Annotated in this window: 13 protein-coding genes; 8 read left to right on the forward strand and 5 right to left on the reverse strand. The window is 66.4% G+C overall.

What is annotated here, in order from left to right; translation table 11 throughout:
• Together QLQ83_RS05385 and QLQ83_RS05390 are read left to right on the forward strand one after the other, a co-directional pair.
• A partial coding sequence (locus QLQ83_RS05385) for an Ig-like domain-containing protein (RefSeq protein WP_282734495.1) occupies nt 1-2,843 on the forward strand: 2,843 nt, incomplete at its 5' end.
• A 104-nt stretch (nt 2,844-2,947) separates the two neighbouring features.
• Complete coding sequence (locus QLQ83_RS05390; protein WP_282734496.1) at nt 2,948-3,286, forward strand: tryptophan synthase subunit beta like protein; 339 nt, start codon at nt 2,948-2,950, stop codon at nt 3,284-3,286.
• Nucleotides 3,287-3,352: 66 nt separating this feature from the next.
• Here the strand turns inward: QLQ83_RS05390 and QLQ83_RS05395 are convergent, their stop codons facing one another.
• From QLQ83_RS05395 to QLQ83_RS05415, 5 genes are all read right to left on the reverse strand, one after another.
• Entirely contained in the window at nt 3,353-5,269 is a 1,917-nt protein-coding gene (locus QLQ83_RS05395) for an EAL domain-containing protein (protein WP_282734497.1), read from the reverse strand.
• Nucleotides 5,270-5,273: 4 nt separating this feature from the next.
• On the reverse strand, nt 5,274-5,987 hold the full coding sequence (locus tag QLQ83_RS05400; RefSeq protein ID WP_282734498.1) for a transglutaminase-like cysteine peptidase: 714 nt from the start codon (nt 5,985-5,987) through the stop codon (nt 5,274-5,276).
• Between the two features lie 85 nt (nt 5,988-6,072).
• Nucleotides 6,073-7,281: a cation diffusion facilitator family transporter gene (locus QLQ83_RS05405; protein ID WP_282734499.1), complete on the reverse strand. Its 1,209-nt coding sequence runs from the start codon at nt 7,279-7,281 to the stop codon at nt 6,073-6,075.
• A 10-nt stretch (nt 7,282-7,291) separates the two neighbouring features.
• Nucleotides 7,292-8,458, reverse strand: a complete 1,167-nt coding sequence (locus QLQ83_RS05410; protein ID WP_282734500.1) for a 1-acyl-sn-glycerol-3-phosphate acyltransferase — start codon at nt 8,456-8,458, stop codon at nt 7,292-7,294.
• A 26-nt stretch (nt 8,459-8,484) separates the two neighbouring features.
• Entirely contained in the window at nt 8,485-9,417 is a 933-nt protein-coding gene (locus tag QLQ83_RS05415; RefSeq protein WP_282734501.1) for a recombination-associated protein RdgC, read from the reverse strand.
• Nucleotides 9,418-9,579: 162 nt separating this feature from the next.
• On the opposite strand from QLQ83_RS05415, the gene QLQ83_RS05420 reads away from it, so the two are divergent.
• The 6 genes from QLQ83_RS05420 (at nt 9,580) to cmk (ending at nt 18,040) form a co-directional block, all read left to right on the forward strand.
• A complete protein-coding gene (locus tag QLQ83_RS05420) occupies nt 9,580-9,999 on the forward strand; it encodes an acyl-CoA thioesterase (RefSeq protein ID WP_326521401.1) in 420 nt (139 codons plus the stop codon).
• Nucleotides 10,000-10,118: 119 nt separating this feature from the next.
• Nucleotides 10,119-12,854, forward strand: coding sequence for a DNA gyrase subunit A (gene gyrA / locus QLQ83_RS05425; RefSeq protein ID WP_282734503.1), 2,736 nt, complete (start codon nt 10,119-10,121; stop codon nt 12,852-12,854).
• A 15-nt stretch (nt 12,855-12,869) separates the two neighbouring features.
• Nucleotides 12,870-13,973, forward strand: a complete 1,104-nt coding sequence (serC, locus tag QLQ83_RS05430; RefSeq protein ID WP_282734504.1) for a 3-phosphoserine/phosphohydroxythreonine transaminase — start codon at nt 12,870-12,872, stop codon at nt 13,971-13,973.
• 3 nt (nt 13,974-13,976) lie between these two features.
• On the forward strand, nt 13,977-15,068 hold the full coding sequence (gene pheA / locus QLQ83_RS05435; RefSeq protein WP_282734505.1) for a prephenate dehydratase: 1,092 nt from the start codon (nt 13,977-13,979) through the stop codon (nt 15,066-15,068).
• 15 nt (nt 15,069-15,083) lie between these two features.
• The gene (locus tag QLQ83_RS05440) at nt 15,084-17,354 is read left to right on the forward strand and encodes a bifunctional prephenate dehydrogenase/3-phosphoshikimate 1-carboxyvinyltransferase (RefSeq protein ID WP_282734506.1); all 2,271 of its coding nucleotides are present in this window, start codon (nt 15,084-15,086) and stop codon (nt 17,352-17,354) included.
• On the forward strand, nt 17,351-18,040 hold the full coding sequence (gene cmk / locus QLQ83_RS05445; protein WP_282734507.1) for a (d)CMP kinase: 690 nt from the start codon (nt 17,351-17,353) through the stop codon (nt 18,038-18,040). The genes QLQ83_RS05440 and cmk overlap by 4 nt, the downstream gene beginning before the upstream one ends.
• The last annotated feature ends 144 nt before the right edge of the window (nt 18,041-18,184 follow it).

Raw genomic sequence — 18,184 nt, forward strand, 5'->3', positions numbered from 1 at the left:
CGGTGACGCTGAGCATCGCCGCGGACTCCACGCCGACCGTGACCGTGGCGGATGCCTCGGTCGACGAGACGGGCGGTCTCGAGTCCGATACCCAGGCGTTTACCACCACCTACGGCAGCGACAGTGCCGGCACGCTGGCCCTGAGTGCGGCGGGTGCCACCTGGGATGCCGCCACCAGCACCCTGGCGGCGGACAACGGTGACTGGCAGATCGTCGTCAATGATGACGGCACCTACACCGTGACCCAGCTGCAGGCGATGACGCATCCGGACGCCAGTGATCCGAACGACGCGGTCGTGGTCACCGTGACGGCGGACATCACCGACAACGAGGGGGATCCGGCGCAGGACACCTTCACGGTCACCTTCCTTGATGATGGTCCGGTGGCTGCCGATGACACCGTGACAGACGAGGTGGATGAGGACGGCAGCGTCGACATCGACGTCTTCGCCAATGACACCGCGGGCGCCGACGGCGTCGACTTGCAGAGCGGCGTCGCCGTGGCCACCGCGCCTACCCAAGGTACGGTGACCTACAACGGTGACGGCACCTTCACCTACACCGCCAATCCCGGCGCCGAGGGCAGCGACAGCTTCAGCTACACCCTCACCGACGCGGATGGCGACACCGCCACGGCCACGGTGACGCTGAGCATCGCCGCGGACTCCACGCCCGCGATGATCTCCGTGACCGATACGCTGGTGGATGAGGACAACCTGGAAGTGGGGCTCGCCGACGTGGCCAACGGTGACGATAGTCAGGTGCTGACTGGTACCCTCAGTTTCGACACCGGCTTCGACGCTCTGCAGGCCATTGCCCTGGCAAGCAGCACGGATGATCTGACCACCGTGGATGGGGACTCGGTAAGCTTCGCCTGGGACGCCACTACGGGAACCTTGTTCGGTTACACCGGTGACACGGCGCCGACCGAAGATGGTTACGACCCGTCCAACACGGTAGTGACGGTGACACTGGACGCGGTGCAGTATGCGACGGCCTTGGGCAGTACCGACACTGGCAGCGTGGACTACACGGTGGAGCTTTTCCAGCCACTGGCCCATCCGGCCGTGGACGCCGCTGGTGAGCCGGTTGCCGCCTTTGAAAACAACCTGGCTTTCGAGGTTGATGTGACGCTGACTGACGCGGATGGGGACACCGCGCCGGCGAGCAGCTTCACCGTCGAGATCGACGACGATATGCCCGCTAGTTTCTACCCGCAATCGGGTCATGTGCTGCTGGCTGTGAGCTCTGATGCTCCGACAGAACAAACCGTTACTCAGTCCCTGAACTTCCTTGCTGGAGCGGATGGTTTAGGGGATATCGTATTCAACCTTGACCTGGTGGATGGGCGGCAAGCCTTCCTTAGCGTTGATGGTGATCAGCTTTACTTGAACAACGAGCCTTTGTTCCTTAAATACACGAATGGCGACGATCAAAGCAGCATCCAGGCTGTCACTGAAAGTGGTGATGTCGGGTTCACAGCCACCATCGATGCCGAAGGAAACGTGACCTACACGGTATTCTCAGGATCGATCTTGACTGATAGCAAGATCACCTCTGTTACCGATTTGGGTGGTATCGGGGGGGGTAATGTACCCTTCAAGGGTCTGAACATCGGCACCAGCAATTCTCCTGACCCCGATGGCACAGATGATGTCCTGGTATCTTCGGAGATTCTTCCCCTTGCTGATGGCATTCAGAGCACCGTAAACAGCACAAGCAACATCCTTGGTGTTGGCAAGGGTGCTGAGGTGTCTGGCGGCGAGGTCTTGCGTTACGACTTGGTACGAAATCTTTCGATTGATGATACCAATAATCAGGAGTCATTCAGCTTCGACGGTTATCAACAAACGAATGTGTTTTCGCAGAATATTGTCGTATCTGGTGATGCTCAGAAAGAGGCTAGCTTCAATTTGCGGATCTACTCCATGGGTCTGGAGGATTCCGCTAGTGGTGAATCATCGTCACTCGTCTCGGGTCCCGGCGGTGAAGGGCAACTGATCTTGACCGCCGAAGAGGTCAAGATCTACGACGAGAACGGTGTTGAGCAGACGGGGCATGTCACCACCAACAGTGATGGCTCTGTCCTGGTCGAGGCGCTTCAGGATGGCTGGACCTTCGAGATCGTCAGTGTCGACGACAATCTTGACCCTGAAGCCTTCAATGCCGTTGAGATCGAGGGTGTCGAACTGGATGGCGGTGCTGATACCAGCTTCAAGCTTGGGGAGTTCAGCTATGGGGAAGAGCCGACCTTTGATCCGGTCACCTTCGAGCTGCCAGTCACTGGTTCGGATGCCGATGGCGATAGCCTCGATAGTCAGGTCGCCATCACCGTCTATCCTGATTCGGAAAGTATCGTGGGTGATGCTCAGGGTAATAACCTCTCGGGGACCAGCGGGGATGATAGCCTGTTCGGTCTCGAGGGTGACGATACCCTGACTGGCGGACAGGGCGATGATGTGCTGGCTGGTGGCCTGGGCGCCGACACCTTTGCCTGGAGCTTCGCTGACGACGGTGGTGACCAGGGAACAGCCGGTTCACCGGCCGTTGATCTGGTTACTGACTTCAACTTCAATGAGGTCAGCGAAGGGGATGTCCTGCAGCTGAGTGACCTGCTTCAGGGATCTGATACCGTATCGGACTTCGCGAACTACCTGCATGCCGAAGACGACGGCCAGGGCAATACCCTACTACACGTCAGCACCAGTGGCGCTTTCGGGGACGGCTTCAGTTCAGCTGAGTCGGATCAGATCATTGCCTTGAATGGTGTAAGCATGGAGGGGATTGATTCCAACGACTTCCTTGAATCCCTCATCGCCGAAGGCCAACTCAATATCGAGTAAAAGGCTATCCTCCAACCCCATCGTTCGGCCATGGCCGGGCGATGGTTTGTCACTTTCAACGCCGCCACTTTACGCTGCGGGGCACGACGTTCCAGGAGCTACTCATGTACATCAAGCGCGACGGTGAAGGTCATATCGAGCTGGTCAGCCGCGAGGAGACGCCGGCGTGCAGCGAGTACCTGCCGGCGGATTCCCCGGAGTTGCTGGCCTTCCTGATGGACGGTGACGTGGGGGAAGGAGCGGCACGCTTCCAGGCCTCGGACCTGGCCTTCGTGCGGGTGCTGGAGGACGTGATCGAGGTGCTGATGGACAAGGGGGTGATCAGCTTTACCGACCTGCCCGAAGCAGCCCAGGAGAAGGTCATGGAGCGTCAGTCGCTGCGTCGCCGGCTCAATGGCCTGCAGCTGGTGTCCGGAAGCGACGAGGAGAGCGGGGTGATCTAGCCCGAGTCTTTTTCGCCTGGGTTCACGAGGGCCGGAGATCTTCAAGGTCACCGGCCCTCGTCGTCTTCAGCCTGCCGACTTGTCGTGCTGACGGATGCCGGGGCCGGTGGCGCCATCCAGGCCCAGCTCGAAGAGCATCCGGGCCTCCTCGCGGTTCTCGACTCCCTCGCCGATGGCCAGTATCCCCAGCGAATGGCAGAGCGTGGCCATGCCGCGCAGGATGGTCTGTTGCTCCGCAATCTTGTCGACCTCCTTGATCAGCGTCCTGTCAATCTTGAGGTAGGCGAGCCCCAGGTCCTGCAGGTCGGCGATGCGGGTGAATTCGGCGCCGACATGCTCCAGGCCGATCCGGCAGCCGAGCGGCTGCAGGGCGTGGCACAGGCTGCGGAAGCTGGCCAGGTCATGGATCGCCAGGGATTCCGGGATCTCCAGCCAGAGTCGCTTGGCGACGTCAGGTCGGGCCCTGAGTCGTGCCTGGAGCTCCATGACGAAGCGGGCATCCTGAATGGAGGCGGCCGAGAGGTTGATGCCCAGCGGCTTGCCGCGCTGGGTGATGTCGCGCACGGCCTCGTCGATCACCGCCAGGTCGAGCTGGCTGTCGAGCTCGAGCCGCGAGATCCAGGGCATGAAGACCCCGGCGGGCTGCCACTCGCTGTTCAGACGCAGCCGCGAGGGACTCTCGAAGTGCAGGAGTTCGCCCTTGCCATCCAACACCGGATAGTGGGCCAGATAGATGCCCTTGGCCATCGCCTCCTGGAGGGCTCGACGCCAGGCGCCATGGCTGGTGAACAGGCTGCGGCGCTGGGGGCCTTGGGCGATGACCAGGCTCTGGTCACCGCGGGTCTCGGCGGCCGAGAGGGCGCCGTCGAGGCTGGCCAGCAGCACGCTGCGCTGGTCGCCCTGGGCGTAATCGACCAGCGCCGCGGGCAGGCCGAGGGGCACTCGGCTCTGATCGCTCAGGGAGGCGAGACGCTTGCCGAGCTCATGACGCAGCTGCTCCAGGTCATGGGCGCCGGGCAGTAACAGGGCGAAGTCACTGCCGTTGAGGCGGCCCACGACACCCCCGCCGCGGACCTTGCCGAACTGGTCCAGGCCGTTGGCCAGCGCATGCAGCAGGGTATCGGTGTCACCATGACCGAGAAGTTCGTTGACCTCGGCCAGGCGGGCGAGGCGTACCAGGGCGAGCGTGCCGCTTGCCCGTGAATCCTGGCTCTCCAGGTGGATCTGCAGCTGGGCGAGGAAGGCCTCGCGCTTCAGGACGCCGGTCACGCTGTCGTGCTGCAGTCGCCGGCGCAGGAGGTCGAGCTTCTGGCTCTCCTCGCCGAGCATGTCCCGGACGGCGGCGGAGAGCTGGTTCATGGCCACCACCACCTCGCGCAACTCCCGCGTGCGCGGGGCGGGAATGGTGGTGAAGCGCCGCTCGCCGATGTGCAGGGCCTGTTCGACCACGTTGCGCAGCGGGCGGCGGATGGTCCGCACGATCCACCAGGCCAGCAGCAGGCTGAGGGCGGCGGCCAGGGCGAACCAGCCGACCAGTTCCAGGCTGCTGCGCCACAACGAGCGATAGGCAAAGCTGTGTTGGCTCTCGAGGGTAAGGGTACCGAACTGTCGCCAGCCGTCCTGGACCACGGCCTGCCCCGGGGGCACCTCGAAGCGGACCAGCTCGACGAACCAGGCCGGCACGTCCTCGATGGCCTCGCCGGCGCGGCGCTGCTCGATGATCTCGCCCTGTGGATCGCGCAGCTCTACCCGCCGGTAGTGGCCGGTATCGAACTGGGCGGCCACCAGCAGCTCCAGGGTGACTGGGTCCTTGGGCATCTGGCTCATGGTCAATGCCAGGGCGTTGGCATTGTCGGCATTCTTGATGCGGACTTCCTGCTCGATATAGGCCCGGCTGGAGCTGACCCCGATGAACAGGCTGCCGCCGAAGGCGAGCAGCAGCAGTACCACGATGGTCAGCCAGAGCTGCTTGATGAGCGACATCTCGTTACCCCCCTTGAATGAATCCCTGCTCCTGCATGCGGCCGATCACGCGTCGCCAGCGCGACAGGCGTGCCACCGGGTCTGCGCGCGACCGAGTGGAGCCGCCGGCCCAGAGGCCGCTGCTGTTGAAGCTGAACAGCGGGTCCAGGTCGTCGCGCAGCGAGCCACGGGTGATCGATGGCACCAGATTATCGAGCACCAGCGGGTCCGCCGCGGGGGTCTCGTAGTAGCCCAGCACCATATGCGCCTGTGTGATGCCGCTGCGACCGATGCGTGCGCGGACATAGATCATGCGCAACTCGTCGCCGGGCACCCCCAGTTCCTTGAGGGTGATGTACTTGGCGATGGAGAAATCCTCGCAGTCCCCCTGGCCGCGGCCCAGGGTCTCCAGCGGCGTGGCCCAGTAGTCTTCCTGGCCCCAGATGTCGATATCGTCGAGCCAGCGGACCCGCCGGTTGAAGAAGGCGTTGACCTCGCGCAGGCGGGTCTCCAGGTCGGCAGGGCGCAGCCGGTCGAGCAGCGCGAACCACGCCTCGAGGCTCGCCATCCCGCGCTCGCCATACTGGGCCTGCATGCTCCGGCGCAGGCGTTCCGGCGAGAGGTTGGCCACCACCGAGGAGGGGCGCAGCCCCAGGCCGAGGACCAGCGACAGGCCGCCTAGCCCCGCCAGGAAACGGCGGCGCCCGGGCGATTCGAGTGTCCGGGAGGAGGGCGGCATGCGGCGGGCCTGAATGAGCGTTTGCTCAAGTCTAGGGGGCGTAGACCCTTAATGCGAGGGGGTGAGGAACGTGATGTCGAGCGACTCAGCCCTTGCCGGGGCCCAGCCAGATCCGCAGCCGGCCTACCCAGTCGAGCTCCCGTGCGGCCCGGCGCAGTTCACCGGCCGCATCCTCTAGGGTCTGGCCGTCAGGCAGCGCATTGATGTAGAGGGAGACATCCACCTGGTTGTCCAGGTAGTGGAGGTCCAGCGCGACCCGAGTATGCCAGATCGGCAGCCCGTGCCAGGCACCATCGAGGAGCTCCACCACGTCGCTGCGCAGCGGCAGGCCGGGGCGCAGGCTGTGCTCGAGTTCGCCGGAATCGTCCTCGGGGTCGATGTGGAAGGTCACGTCGGCGAGCTCCGGGAAGGCCTCGCGAAGGCGGCGACTCACCTCGTTGCCGATCTCGTGGGCCTCGGAGACGGTGACTCGCGGCGGCACCACGATGTGCAGGTCGAGGACCACATCGCTGCCCAGCTTGCGGGTCCGCAGGTCGTGCACCCCGTTGACGTGGGGGACGCGCTCGGCGATGTCCTGCATGCGGTCGCGCTGGTCGCGGGGCAGCGCCGTGTCGATCAGCTCCTGGCTGGACTCCCACAGCAGGCGTCCGCCGACCTGCCCGACCATCAGGCCTACCACGATGGCGGCCACGGCATCCATCCAGCCGACCCCGAATTGGGCCGCCACCAGGCCTACCAGTACCACCACCGTGGAAAGGGCATCGGAGCGGGAGTGCCAGGCGTTGGCCTCGAGCAGCCGCGAATTGACCCGCCTGGCCACGCGCAGGGTGTAGCGGAAGATCCACTCCTTGGCGAGCAGGGCCGCCACCGCGATGGCGATGGCCCACAGGCCCGGTGCGGGCACTGCCTCCCCCCCCACCAGCCGGGTGATGCTCGCCCAGGCGATGCCTCCGGCGACGAAGATCAGCACGCTGCCCAGCCACAGGGTGGCCAGGGTCTCGATGCGGCCGTGGCCGTAGGGGTGGTTGCTGTCGGGTTCCTGGCGGCCGAAGTGGGTGGCGGCGACGACGAACAGGTCCGTCAGGATGTCCGAGAAGGAGTGGATGCCGTCGGCCACCAGCGCCGCCGAGCCCACGACGAAGCCGGCGACCATCTTGGCGACGCCGACCACGAAGTCGATGACGGCGCCGATCAGCGTGACCTTGTGGGCCTCGCGGGTCTGGGCGGCGCGGTCTGCGGCCGCCCCCTGCCGGTTCGTCGCCTGACCGCTTTCGCCGGGCGTCTCATGCCTCATGCTTCGCCCCTCAACGGCAGCGCCCCGCCTTGTTGAGCACCGGGTTGGCGTACTGGGTCAGCCACCAGTGGCGAAGGTCGCCGGGCACTTCCTGAAGGCGCGCCTGAAAGCGGGCGCGATCGGCGTCGCTGACCTCGCTCAGGTCGAGCAGCTCCGGGGCCTCGCCCAGGGCCTCCAGGGCCAGGAAGTGGCTGGGAAAGAGGTGGTAGCCGGCGAGCACCTGGCGGTCGATCTCGGCGGCCACGGCTTCGGGGTCGTCGAACGCCGCCGTGAGCGGGGTGCCGAAGGTGAGCTGCACGCGGCCCTTGTGGCCGGTAATGCCGGCGACGATGGAGCTGATGTCCTCGAACTCGCTCTTCTCGTAGTTGCCGCTGGTCTGCATGGCGTGCAACTCCCTGGCCTTCTGCAGGTCGCAGGGGTCGTACTCGTAGCTGATCGACACCGGCACCAGGCGCAGCTCGGCAATGGCCTCGCCGATGCTCACCTGACGTTCCCGGCCGCGCCGGGCCATGGTCAGCATCTTGACGATCGCCGGATCGGTTCGGTCGATGCCATTCTTGGCGCGTCCCTCGCGCTGGGCCATCCAGATGGAGTGGTTGTCCTCGAGGATGGAGTGGCGAATGTAGGCGGAGAGGTTCTGGTAGGCGGCCAGCATGGCGCGCTTGCCGCGGGCGCTGCGCGGCACGATGAAGCTCTTGTTGAGACGCATCAGGTCGTTGACGTAGGGCTTCTTGAGCAGGTTGTCGCCGATGGCGATGCGCACGGTGTCACGCCCGGCCAGGTAAAGGGCATAGTTGACGAAGGCCGGGTCCAGCGAGATGTCGCGGTGGTTGCCGATGAACAGATACGCGGTGTCCGGGTCCAGCGACTCGAGGCCCTCCACCCGGAAGGTATCGGTGGAGGTCCGGATCATGCGCTGCATATAGCTGGCAATGCGCATCTGGAAGTCATTCACGCCGGTCACGCCACGTACCTCGCGGCGGATGGCGACGCTGGCCAGGGCGCGCGAGAGACGCGGCATGAAGCGGCTGAGCCTCGGCAGTCGATAACGGGTCAGGGCATCGAGCAGCTCGGCATCATGGGCCAGGCGCTCGAGGACCTCGGCCACCTCGTCGTCCTGGTAGGGCCGGATCTCGGCCCAGGGATCGGATGCGGGGATGTCGTGAGTCTCGGTCATGTTTACCAGGCTGTGGTCGGAAGCGATCAGGCGCTGCGGGCGTCACCGGCGGTGCCGGCCTCGCCGCCCAGCCACTCGATCAGGCGCTCGATATTCTCGGCCAGCGCCTGGGTCATCAGGATGAAGTCGGTCTCCAGGCGTACCAGGGCATCATCGCCATCGTCGGCCTGGGAGGCCTCGTCGATCAGGGCGTCGTCGAAGCGCAGCGCCTTGATCGCCAGGTCGTCATGCAGCACGAAGCTTAGCCGGCCCTCGATCGACAGTGCCAGCTTGCTGGCCTGGCGACCGCTCTCCAGCAGCTGCTGGATCTCGTCGCTGTCGAGGTCGACCTGGCGGGCACGCAGCACGCCGTCGTCGCCCTTCGCCTTGAGCTCCACCTGGTCGCCGAGCACCAGGTCGGCGGGCCGCGACCCCGGGTCGCCGAGCCAGGTGGTCATGGCCCGCATGGGTAGCGTCTGGCTGGCCAGCGGGGTCACCTTGAGGCTGCCCAGGGTCTCGCGCAGCAGGTCGAGGAGTTCCTCGGCACGCTTGCGGGAGCTGGCATTGACGGCGATCAGCTGGCGGCGACTGTCCCACCACAGGTCGACCTTCTGGCTGCGCACGAAGGCGCGGGGCAGGAGCTCCTCGTAGACCTGCTCCTTGATCGCCAGCTTCTCCTGGCGGCGCAGCTTGCGGCCCTCGCTGATCTCGATCGCCTCGCTGCGCTCCTCGACCTCCTCGCGGACCACCGAGGCGGGAAGGATGCGTTCCTGGCGCAGGGCGGTCATCAGGCGCTGGCCCTGCAGCTCGTGCAGCAGCTGCGTCCCTGCCCGGCCGGCCGGCGCGGACCAGCCCAGGCGACGCGCTTCGCTGCCCCCCAGGGGGCGGAAGGCCTGCTCGCCCAAGGCGGTTTCCAGGCTGGCGGCGTCCAGCTCAGGGGCGTCGTGCAGGCGGTAGAGGTGCAAGTGCTTGAACCACATGGAGCATTTCCCGAGAGAAAAGGGGCACATTATGGCCAAAGGGAGTCGCCGGTGCCAGCGCATGCGTGAGTGGCGTGATATGCCGTTGTTCAAACGATGGTTTGAATATCGGCCGCCGCCCTGACTAGAATCGAGGCTTTGCCCGCCCAGGAGGCCGTCAGCATGGATCCCCGCATCTCCCGCACCGCCCTGCGTGTCAGAGGCTATCACCTGGATGGTTATGGCCATGTGAACAATGCCCGCTACCTGGAATTCCTGGAGGAGGGGCGCTGGGCATACTTCGACGACCGCCCCGGGCTGGCCGCCTTCCTGCAGAAGGGCGACGTGGCCTTCGTCGCGGTCAACCTCAACATCGACTACCGTCGTGCCGCGGTCGCCGGCGATGACCTCGAGGTGCTGACCCGGCTCGCCGAGCTCGGTTCGCGGCGTGCCCGCATGCATCAGGAGGTTCGCCGGGTGCGGGACGGCAAGCCGGTGGCCAGTGCCGACATCACCTTCGTACTGCTCGACGTGGCGGCCAATCGGGCCATCGAGATCGGCGGCGAGATCCGCGAGGCCATGGCAGCACTGGTCCTGCCATAGCCCCCTTGCATAGCTCCCTTTGCACCGTCCGGGATGGTATGATGCCAGGCTGATATTGCGCGCCATGTCACGGCCACGTGACGCGCCAACCTGTTGCAGTGCAAAGGATTCGACGACCCATGGGTGACATCGCCAGAGAGATTCTGCCAGTCAACATCGAGGACGAGCTCAAGCAGTCGTACCTCGATTACGCGATGAGCGTGATCATCGGCCGTGCGCTGCCCGACGTGCGCGATGGCCTCAAGCCGGTGCACCGGCGCGTGCTGTTCGCCATGCACGAGCTCGGCAACGACTGGAACAAGCCGTACAAGAAGTCCGCCCGTGTGGTGGGCGATGTCATCGGTAAGTACCACCCCCATGGGGACAGCGCCGTCTACGACACCATCGTGCGCATGGCCCAGGACTTCTCGATGCGCCACGTGCTGGTCGACGGCCAGGGCAACTTCGGCTCCATCGACGGCGACAACGCCGCTGCCATGCGTTACACCGAGGTGCGCATGGCCCGGCTGGCCCACGAGCTGCTGGCCGACCTGGAGAAGGACACCGTCGACTGGGTCGACAACTACGACGGTACCGAGCGCATCCCCGAGGTGCTGCCCACCAAGGTTCCCAACCTGCTGATCAATGGCTCGTCGGGCATCGCCGTGGGCATGGCGACCAACATACCGCCCCACAACATGGGCGAGATCATCAACGCCTGTCTGGCGCTGATCGACGACTACACCCTCACCGTCGACGACCTGATGGAACATGTGCCCGGCCCGGACTTTCCCACCGGCGGCATCATCAACGGTCGCGCCGGTATTCTCGAGGCCTATCGCACCGGTCGCGGGCGCATCTACGTGCGGGCCTGCCACACCATCGAGCATGACGACAAGACCGGCCGCGACCACATCATCGTCAACGAGCTTCCCTACCAGGTGAACAAGGCGCGGCTGATCGAGAAGATCGCCGAGCTGGTCAAGGAGAAGAAGATCGAGGGCATCGCCGAACTGCGCGACGAGTCCGACAAGGATGGCCTGCGGGTGGTGATCGAGGTCAAGCGCGGCGAGTCCGGCGAGGTGGTGGTCAACAACCTCTTCGCCCAGACCCAGCTGCAGACCGTGTTCGGCATCAACATGGTGGCCATCGACAATGGCCAGCCGAAGATCCTCAATCTCAAGGAGATCCTCGAGGCCTTCATCCGCCACCGTCGTGAGGTGGTCACCCGCCGCACCCTCTTCGAGCTGAAGAAGGCCCGCGAACGCGGTCACATCCTCGAGGGCCTGGCCGTCGCCATCTCCAACATCGACGAGGTGATCGAGCTGATCAAGGCCTCGCCGAACGCGGCAGAGGCCAAGGAGAAGCTGCTGGCAAAGTCCTGGCAGCCGGGGCAGGTCACCGGCATGCTCGAACGCGCCGGGGCCACCTCCTGCAAGCCCGAGGAGCTGGAGGAGGGCTTCGGCCTCAGTCAGGCCGGCAGCGAGTATCGCCTGTCGCCGGCCCAGGCCCAGGCCATCCTCGAGCTGCGCCTGCATCGCCTGACCGGGCTCGAGACCGAGAAGCTCCTCGACGAGTACCTCTCGATCCTCGAGAAGATCGCCGAGCTCACCGCCATTCTGGCCTCCGCCGAGCGGCTGCTCGAGGTGATCCGCGAGGAGCTGATCGCCGTGCGTGATCAGTTCGGCAACCCGCGCAAGACCGAGATCCAGGCCAGTCACCTGGACCTGCGCCTCGAGGACCTGATCGCCGAGGAGGACATGGTGGTCACCGTGTCGCGCACCGGCTACGCCAAGACCCAGCCGCTCTCCGATTACCAGGCCCAGCGCCGAGGTGGACGCGGCAAGTCGGCCACGGCGATGAAGGACGAGGACGTCATCGAGCACCTGCTGGTGGCCTCGACCCACGATACCGTGCTGCTGTTCTCCAATCGCGGCAAGGTCTACTGGCTCAAGGTCTACGAGATGCCCGTCGCCAGCCGCGGCTCGCGGGGCAAGCCGCTGGTCAACCTGCTGCCGCTGGACGAGGGTGAGGCGATCAACGCCATCCTGCCGGTGCGCGACTACGACCCGGAGAGCTACATCTTCTTCGCCACCGAGCGCGGCACCGTCAAGCGTACCAGCCTCGAGCAGTTCTCGCGGCCGCGCAGCGTGGGCCTGATCGCCATCGACCTCGAGGAGGGCGACCGCCTGGTGGGTGCGGCCATCACCACGGGCAGCGATCACGTCATGCTGCTCTCCTCCAACGGCAAGGCGATCCGCTTCGAGGAGTCCAACGTGCGCGCCATGGGCCGCACCGCCCGCGGCGTGCGCGGCATGCGCCTGCTGGGTGATGCCGAGGTGATCAGCCTGATCATTCCGCAGAGCCAGCAGATCGATGCCGAGGCCGACGTCGAGGCCGAGGCCGAGGAGGGTGCGAGCATCGAGAACGGCAACGGCGGCCAGATCTATATCCTCACCGCCAGCGAGAACGGCTTCGGCAAGCGCACCCGCCTCGAGGAGTTCCCGCTGCGTGGGCGCGGCGGCCAGGGGGTGATCGCCATGCAGACCAGCGAGCGCAACGGCGCGCTGGTGGCCGCCATGCAGGTCTACTCGACCGACGAGATGATGCTGATCACCGATCGCGGCACCCTGGTGCGGACCCGGGTCGACGAGGTCTCGATCACCTCGCGCAACACCCAGGGCGTGATGTTGATCCGCCTGGGCAACGACGAGAAGCTGGTCAAGACCGTGCGGATCGACGAGCCCGAGGACGCCGTGGAGGCGGCTCATGACGAGTCAGAAGAGACTGGACACGAGACCGGCGAGATGTCATCCGACGATGAGACGCCGGCGGCCGGTGCGGAAGATGCCGGCGGTGAGCCAGACCAGGAATAAGGACACGCAACGCTGATGACACGTCACTACAACTTCTGTGCCGGCCCGGCCGCGCTGCCCACGGCCGTGCTGGAGCGAGCCCGGGACGAACTGCTGGACTACCACGGCCGTGGCCTCTCGGTGATGGAGATGAGCCATCGCGGCGAGGACTTCGTGGCCATCGCCGACCAGGCCGAGGCGGACCTGCGCGAGCTGCTGGCCATTCCCGACAACTACCGGGTGCTGTTCACCCAGGGCGGGGCCAGCCTGCAGTTCGCCGCGCTGCCCTACAACCTGCTGGGCGCCGGCGGGCGGGCCAACTTCCTGCATACCGGCATCTGGGGCAAGAAGGCGATCAGTGAGGCGCGCCACCTGTTCGGCGACGTCCATGTGGCCGCCAGCAGCGAGGAGAACGGCCACAGTGCCGTGCCGCGCCAGGAGGATATCCTCCTCTCCGACGACGCCGCCTACCTGCACTACACCGCCAACGAGACCATCGGCGGGCTTGCCTTCGACTACATTCCCGAGGCCCGACGGCCGGATCGCAGCGAGGTGCCGCTGGTCTGCGACATGTCCTCATCCATCCTCTCCGGCCCCCTGGATGTCTCGCGGTTCGGCGTGATCTATGCCGGTGCCCAGAAGAACATCGGGCCCGCCGGCCTGGTGGTGGTGATCGTGCGCGATGACCTGCTGGACCAGGCCCGTGGCGACATGCCGACCCTCTTCGGCTACCGGGCGCTCAGCGAGGCGGGCTCGATGGTCAACACCCCGGCGACCTACAGCTGGTACCTGGCGGGGCTGGTCTTCGATTGGCTGAAGGGCGATATCGGCGGGCTGGCGGCCATGGACGCCATCAACCGTCGCAAGGCGGCCCGGCTCTATGCGGCTATCGACGGCAGCGGCCTCTATGCCAACCCGATCACGCTGCGCAACCGCTCGCGGATGAACGTGCCCTTCGTGCTCGCCGACCCCCGGCTAGACCGTCTGTTCCTGGAGGAGGCCGAGGCGGCGGGACTGCTCAACCTCAAGGGGCACCGCAGCGTGGGGGGCATGCGGGCCAGCCTCTACAACGCCGTGCCCGAAGCCGCCGTCGAGGCACTGATCGACTTCATGGCCGATTTCGAGAACCGCAGGGGATAATCCATGACCGAGCCTACCGTCAGCCTCGAGGCGCTCCGCCAGCGCATCGACGCCCTGGACAACGACATCCTGCGTCTGATCAGCGAGCGGGCGGCCTGCGCCCAGCAGGTGGCCGAGATCAAGGCCGAGCATGAGCCCGGGGCGGTCTTCTATCGGCCCGAGCGCGAGGCCCAGGTGCTGCGCCGGATCATGGAGCTCAACCAGGGCCCCCTGGACAGCGAGGAGATGGCGCGGCTGTTCCGTGAGATCATGTCGGCCTGCCTGGCCCTGGAGCAGCCGGTCAAGGTCGCCTACCTGGGGCCGGAAGGCACCTTCACCCAGCAGGCCGCCATCAAGCACTTCGGCGAGAGCGCGATCAGCCTGCCGATGGCCGCCATCGACGAGGTGTTCCGCGAGGTGGAGGCCGGCGCCGTCAACTATGGCGTGGTGCCGGTCGAGAACTCCACCGAGGGCGTGATCAATCACACCCTCGACTCCTTCATGGATTCCGGGCTTCGCATCTGCGGCGAGGTGGTGCTGCGCATCCACCATCACCTGCTGGTGGCCGAGACGACCCGTCGCGACAAGGTCTCGCGGATCTACTCCCACCCGCAGTCCTTCGCTCAGTGCCGCAAGTGGCTCGATGCCCACTTTCCCCAGGCCGAGCGGGTGCCGGTCTCCTCCAATGCCGAGGCCGCCCGCCTGGTCAAGACCGAGTGGCACAGCGCGGCCATCGCCGGCGACATGGCCGCCAAGCTCTATGGGCTCGCCAGGCTGGCCGAGAAGATAGAGGACCGCCCGGACAACTCCACGCGTTTCCTAATCATCGGCAACCAGGACGTGCCCATCTCCGGCGAGGACAAGACCTCGCTGGTGGTCGCGATGCGCAACCAGCCGGGGGCACTGCACGACCTGCTCGAGCCCTTCCATCGTCACCAGATCGACATGACGCGCCTCGAGACCCGCCCGTCGCGCACCGGCGTGTGGAACTACGTGTTCTTCATCGACTTCAAGGGGCACCGCGAGGAACCGCGCGTCGCGGCCATGCTGGAGGAGGTCCAGCTACGCGCCGCCGAGGTGAAGGTGCTGGGCTCCTATCCCGTCGGCGTGCTCTGAGGGATGGCGGGCATCGTGAAGCCGCCGCCCGATGAGCGGCGCATCCTGATCGTCGGCCTGGGGCTGATCGGAGGTTCGCTTGCCGCCGCGCTGCGAGCCGCCGGCTTTCGGGGCACCATCCTCTCGTGCGACCCCGATGCGGGCGAGATCGCCCGCGGTATCGAGATGGGCCTGATCGACCGCGGCGACCCCCGTCTCGAGGCGGTGATCGAGGGCGCGTCGCTGGTCGTGCTGGCAGTGCCCGTGCTGGCCATGGCCGGCGTGATGAAGGCGCTGGCCGCCTGCCTCGATCGCGCCGCTCCGAATGTCGTCGTCACCGATGTGGGCAGCACCAAGGCGGCGATCCGCGAGGCGGCCATGGCCGCCTTCGGTCGCATGCCGGCCAACCTGGTGCTCGGTCACCCCATCGCCGGCTCGGAGAAGAGCGGGGTCGCGGCCGCCGATGCCGGGCTCTATGCCCGCCACAAGGTGATCCTCACGCCCGAACCCGATACCCATCCGGCCGCGACGGCCAGGGTGCGCGCGCTCTGGGAGGCCACCGGGGCCGAGGTGCTGGAGATGGACGTGGCCCGCCACGACCAGGTGCTGGCGCGGACCAGCCACCTGCCGCACCTGCTGGCCTTCTCGCTGGTGGACACCCTGGCCCGCCAGGACGAGCGCCTGGAGATCTTTCGCTATGCCGCCGGCGGGTTTCGCGACTTCACCCGCATCGCCGGCAGCGACCCGGTGATGTGGCGCGACATCTTCATCGCCAACCGCGATGCCGTGCTCGCCTCCCTGGACGACTTCGAGGCCGGGGTGGCCCGACTGCGACGCGCGGTGGAGCGTGGTGACGGCGATGCCATGCTGGCCACCTTCGACCGGGCCAGTCACGCCCGGCACTATTTCGAATCCCTGCTCAACCAGACCAGTTATCAGGCGGAGTACCAGATGCAACAACACGGCAAGCTGCGCTATCGGGTCAGCCCTGGCGGTGGCGTCACCGGGCGGATCCGCGTGCCCGGTGACAAGTCGATCTCCCACCGCTCCATCATGCTCGGGGCGCTGGCCGAAGGCGTCACCGAGGTGAAGGGCTTCCTCGAGGGCGAGGACAGCCTGGCCACCCTGCAGGCCTTCCGCGAGATGGGCGTGGCCATCGAGGGGCCCCACCAGGGACGGGTCACCGTCCACGGTGTCGGCATGCACGGCCTCAAGGCGCCCTCCGGCCCCCTCTACGTGGGCAATGCGGGCACCGCCATGCGCCTGTTCGCCGGGTTGCTGGCCGGCCAGGCCTTCGATACCGAGTTGACCGGCGACGCCTCGCTCACCAAGCGGCCCATGGGGCGGGTGGCCGATCCGTTGCGCGCGATGGGCGCCGAGATCGATACCGCCGAGGGCGGGCGTCCGCCGCTGCATATCCACGGTGGCAAGGCGCTCAAGGGCATCACCTACGACATGCCCATGGCCAGCGCCCAGGTGAAGTCCTGCCTGCTGCTGGCCGGCCTCTATGCCGAGGGCGAGACCCGCGTGCGCGAGCCGGCGCCGACCCGTGACCACACCGAGCGCATGCTCCAGGGCTTCGGCTACGAGGTGCACCGTGAGGGCGACACCTGCTGGCTCAAGGGTGGGGGCAGGCTCACCGCGGCCCCCATCGACGTGCCCTCGGACATCTCCTCGGCGGCCTTCTTCCTGGTGGCGGCGGCGATCACGCCCGGTTCCGACCTGGTGCTGGAGCATGTCGGCATCAACCCGACCCGCATCGGCGTGATCAACATCCTCCAGCTGATGGGTGCCGACCTGCGCCTGGAGAACCAGCACGAGGTGGGCGGCGAACCGGTGGCCGACCTGCATATCCGCTACGCACCGCTCAGGGGCATCGATATCCCGGTGGAGCAGGTGCCGCTGGCGATCGACGAGTTCCCGGCGCTGTTCATCGCGGCAGCGAATGCCGAGGGCACCACCCGGCTGCGGGGCGCCGAGGAGCTGCGCGTCAAGGAGTCCGACCGGCTTCAGGCCATGGCGAACGGTCTGGCCACCCTCGGCGTCGAGCATGTCCTTCACGAGGACGGCATCGACATCGTCGGCCGTCTTGAAGGACGGGGCGGCGAGGGGGCCAGCTATGGCGGCGGGCACATCGATAGCCTGGGCGACCACCGCATCGCCATGGCCTTCGCCATCGCCGCGCTGCGCGCCGGCGGCGAGATCGTCATCGACGACTGTGCCAACGTGGCCACCTCCTTCCCCGGCTTCATCGACCTGGCGCGCCGGGTGGGGCTGACCCTCGAGGAACAGCAGGAGGCGTCATGAGTGATTCGGCACCGGTACTGACCATCGATGGCCCGGGCGGGGCAGGCAAGGGCACCATCAGTCGCCTGGTCGCCGCACGTCTGGGCTGGCACCTGCTCGACAGCGGTGCGCTCTATCGCCTGACCGCACTGGCTGCCGTGAAGCACGAGGTGCCCCTGGACGACGAGCCAGCGCTGGCCCGGATTGCCGCCTCGCTGGATGTGGTCTTCCTCGCCGAGGGCGAGTCCGCCACCGTGCTGCTGGAAGGGCAGGACGCCACCACCGCGATCCGCACCGAGCAGGTGGGCGATGCGGCCTCCCGGGTCGCCGCGCTGCCCGCGGTGCGCCAGGCGCTGCTGCAGCGTCAGCGCGATTTCCGAAAGGCCCCGGGCCTGGTGGCCGACGGGCGCGACATGGGCACCGTGGTGTTCACGGATGCGCCGCTCAAGATCTTCCTTACCGCCAGCGCCGAGGAACGGGCGAGGCGGCGCCACCTCCAGTTGCGAGAGGCCGGGGTGGATGCTAGTCTATCGAGTCTTCTAAAGGAGATTCAGGCGCGCGATGCCCGCGACATGCAGCGCAGCGTGGCCCCGCTCAAGCCGGCCATCGATGCCATCACGCTTGACACCACGCGCCTGACGATACCGGAAGTGGTGGATCGGCTGACGGAGCTGCTGACCGAACGCGGTCTGGCATCCGCCACCTGACACTCCCTTGCGGCGCCTCCGGCAGGATGTGATGACGTGGTCCGGCACTTCGATTCGCCGTGAGCCGGGCCAGGTCGAACCAGCGCCAACATCCCCGGGGGCTTGGTAAATAAGGCCCGCACTCGCTGGTGGTGCGGAGAAGGC

This window comes from Halomonas rhizosphaerae, assembly GCF_030010555.1.
GTDB classification, from domain to species: domain Bacteria; phylum Pseudomonadota; class Gammaproteobacteria; order Pseudomonadales; family Halomonadaceae; genus Halomonas; species Halomonas rhizosphaerae.

Coding starts and splice junctions, on each gene's coding strand:
- QLQ83_RS05390 (WP_282734496.1), top strand. CDS start 2,948: ATGTACATCAAGCGCGACGGTGAAGGTCATATCGAGCTGGTCAGCCGC.
- QLQ83_RS05395 (WP_282734497.1), bottom strand. CDS start 5,269: ATGTCGCTCATCAAGCAGCTCTGGCTGACCATCGTGGTACTGCTGCTG.
- QLQ83_RS05400 (WP_282734498.1), bottom strand. CDS start 5,987: ATGCCGCCCTCCTCCCGGACACTCGAATCGCCCGGGCGCCGCCGTTTC.
- QLQ83_RS05405 (WP_282734499.1), bottom strand. CDS start 7,281: ATGAGGCATGAGACGCCCGGCGAAAGCGGTCAGGCGACGAACCGGCAG.
- QLQ83_RS05410 (WP_282734500.1), bottom strand. CDS start 8,458: ATGACCGAGACTCACGACATCCCCGCATCCGATCCCTGGGCCGAGATC.
- QLQ83_RS05415 (WP_282734501.1), bottom strand. CDS start 9,417: ATGTGGTTCAAGCACTTGCACCTCTACCGCCTGCACGACGCCCCTGAG.
- QLQ83_RS05420 (WP_326521401.1), top strand. CDS start 9,580: ATGGATCCCCGCATCTCCCGCACCGCCCTGCGTGTCAGAGGCTATCAC.
- gyrA (WP_282734503.1), top strand. CDS start 10,119: ATGGGTGACATCGCCAGAGAGATTCTGCCAGTCAACATCGAGGACGAG.
- serC (WP_282734504.1), top strand. CDS start 12,870: ATGACACGTCACTACAACTTCTGTGCCGGCCCGGCCGCGCTGCCCACG.
- pheA (WP_282734505.1), top strand. CDS start 13,977: ATGACCGAGCCTACCGTCAGCCTCGAGGCGCTCCGCCAGCGCATCGAC.
- cmk (WP_282734507.1), top strand. CDS start 17,351: ATGAGTGATTCGGCACCGGTACTGACCATCGATGGCCCGGGCGGGGCA.